Below are 2,511 nucleotides of genomic sequence, written 5' to 3' on the forward strand. Positions count from 1 at the left end.
CATAACAGCATCATGCAACGACGACCATCGTCCGTGACGGCCGCCTCGTTTAAGTATGGACAGAAATACAGAAAATGCTCAGGACGAAATGTAATGAATGCGAACGGATTCAAGAAATTCGAGCATGACCGTCCTTACGGCCGGTTCAGTTTCAGACAAAATCTGCCGGTATGCATCCAGCATCATGGCTCCGGCATCCCCCCGGCACGCCGGAGCCAGCCCGAAACAACAGACACAAACAGGTGTCGCTCATCATCAAGAGTCATCAGGTCTCCGGAAGAAAAACCAAACATGGCTTACCTCCTGTTAACGGCAACGCAGAAGAAAGGTTTACAGGGTAGCGGGCAGGAAAATAAAAAAATTGCAGTCAGCCCGGAACGGCTGCTGAACCGGTACAGGCGGGTTCCGGGCGCAGCGCCGGACCAGTCACTCAGCGCTAGCGGAGTGTATACTGGCTAAAATGTAACACCGCAGTAACGCATAGCATAACTGCTACATAAGACAGGCGCAGAAAATGAAAGAAAACGCGTCAGGAGAAAATGTAATACAGGATATATTCCGCTTCCTCGCTCACTCACTCGCTGCGCTCGGTCGTTCGGCTGCGGCGAGCGGTACGGGCTTACGGGTGGAGCAGAAATTTCCTGGGGGATGCCAGCTAGGGGATGCCAGGAAGATACTTAGCGAAGAAGGCATAAGGCCGCGCCGAAGCCGTTTTTCCATAGGCTCCGCCCCCCTGACGAGCATCACGAAATCTGACGCTCAAATCAGTGGTGGCGAAACCCGATGCGGCTTAAAGATACCAGGCGTTTCCCCCTGATGGCTCCCTCGTGCTCCCCCGCATTCCTGCCTTTCGGTTTACCGGTGTCACTCCGCTGTTATGGCCGCGGTTTCTCATTCCACGCCTGACACTCGGTTCCGGGAAGGCAGTTCGCTCCAGGATGGACTGTATGCACGAACCCCCCGTTCAGTCCGACTGCTGCGCCTTATCCGGTAACTATCGTCTTGAGTCCAACCCGGAAAGACACGTAAAAACGCCACTGGCAGCGGCCACTGGTAAGGGGTATACAAGATTACTGGTGCAGAGTTCTTGAAGTTGACGCCTGACTGCGGCTACACTAGAAGGACAAATTTGGTGGCAGCGGTCTTGTACACCCTGTTACCACGGTTCAGAAACTTGCCGGTTTGCTGAACCTTCGAAAAACCACCTTGCCGGGTGGTTTTTTCGTTTACAGGGCAAGAGATTACGCGCGAAAAAAAAGGATCTCAAGAAGATCCTTTTATAAATTAGACATCCAACCTCACAAAGAGGAATACTTAAATCATCTTGGTATATGTATCGGTCGGATTACATCAGATATAAGCCCGCACTGCCCCCTCCCCGCCAGACACCACACTTTAACCATAACACCTCGCACCTAACTCGATATGCAGCCCACCATCAAGCCTCTTTTCACATAAAAAATGACCTATAGTTAGATGGTTAGTGACCAAAACTGATATGGATAAAAGGAGCTGGCTTTGAAAAAGATTTTTGTTTCCGTGTTCGCAGCGGCAGTTGCGCTTTCAGCCCTCACCGGCTGCACGCGCACAAGCTATGCCATACACACCAATGACGGGCGCACTATTGTCAGCGACGGCAAACCTAAAGAATCAGACTCAGGCCTGCTTGGCTATACAGACGCGAATGGTGTCAAACAGCAGATCAATAAAACCGACGTTAAAGAAGTCTCCGAAATTCCGCACTGAGCATCTTCTCCGAAAAAGGCCGCTAATGTGGCCTTTTTCTTTACCTGGGGTTCTCCGCCAAAATCCCAGCAAATTGCACCACCAAAGCTAAAAGCTTCCAGGGTTGTCTAAAAAGCACAAGACATTAGAGGAAGTGCGGTTTTTATAATCAAGCCCCCCAAGAATTTACCATAACATCCGTTGCCCGCACCGCCTCAGACGCACTCAGCGCTTTTCTGACGGAACCATGACCAAAAACCACAACAAACCACCCCGGAACCCGCCAGAAACGCTCCTGTTAAATTTTAACGGCATGCATGACTATGCACCAGAATGACGGCATGCTCTTTTCACGCAAAAATCATCACCAGACGGGGAAAATCACCAGTGACCAGACAGGAATCCGCCGCCCTCAACATGGCCAAATTTATCCGCTCACAGACACTCCTCCTCCTCGAGCGGCTCGAACAGATGGATCTGGATGAGGCTGCCGGCTGCTGTGAGCACCTGCACGATCAGGCCGAAGCACTTTACACCATGCTGAACGCACAGACAGGCGAGGAAGATGCGTGAAAATCGGTGAACGGGTGCGCAATTCAGTGCGCGGCCGTGAGGCGATGGCGGGGTGTCGGGGCGCAGCCCTGACCTGGGTATTTGTGATGCCGGCGCGTGCGCGGTATTACAAATACACATCCTGTCCTGAGTGGTTCCCCGGGAACAGGCAAAAAAAAACCGGGGAGCTGCCCGGAAGGTAAGTCAAGTTAGATTAGATTACTTTCACTCATC

The 2,511-nt window shown here is 51.9% G+C and carries 4 protein-coding genes; all 4 read left to right on the top strand.

Annotated elements, in window-relative coordinates:
- The coding region (locus ACQG1Y_RS26305; RefSeq protein ID WP_333009605.1) for a hypothetical protein at positions 1 to 459 on the top strand (459 nt) is incomplete at its 5' end.
- A gap of 488 nt (positions 460 to 947) precedes the next feature.
- Positions 948 to 1,091 (top strand): hypothetical protein, encoded by a 144-nt coding sequence (locus ACQG1Y_RS26310; RefSeq protein ID WP_032610644.1) that lies wholly within the window; start codon positions 948 to 950, stop codon positions 1,089 to 1,091.
- A gap of 427 nt (positions 1,092 to 1,518) precedes the next feature.
- Positions 1,519 to 1,746 carry a YgdI/YgdR family lipoprotein gene (locus tag ACQG1Y_RS26315; RefSeq protein WP_021243043.1) on the top strand — a complete coding sequence of 76 codons (228 nt, stop codon included), beginning with the start codon at positions 1,519 to 1,521 and terminating at the stop codon, positions 1,744 to 1,746.
- A gap of 366 nt (positions 1,747 to 2,112) precedes the next feature.
- Entirely contained in the window at positions 2,113 to 2,298 is a 186-nt protein-coding gene (locus ACQG1Y_RS26320) for a Rop family plasmid primer RNA-binding protein (RefSeq protein WP_032105038.1), read from the top strand.
- The last annotated feature ends 213 nt before the right edge of the window (positions 2,299 to 2,511 follow it).

Source organism: Enterobacter cloacae complex sp. 397G4, assembly GCF_050031515.1.
GTDB lineage: Bacteria > Pseudomonadota > Gammaproteobacteria > Enterobacterales > Enterobacteriaceae > Enterobacter > Enterobacter hormaechei_C.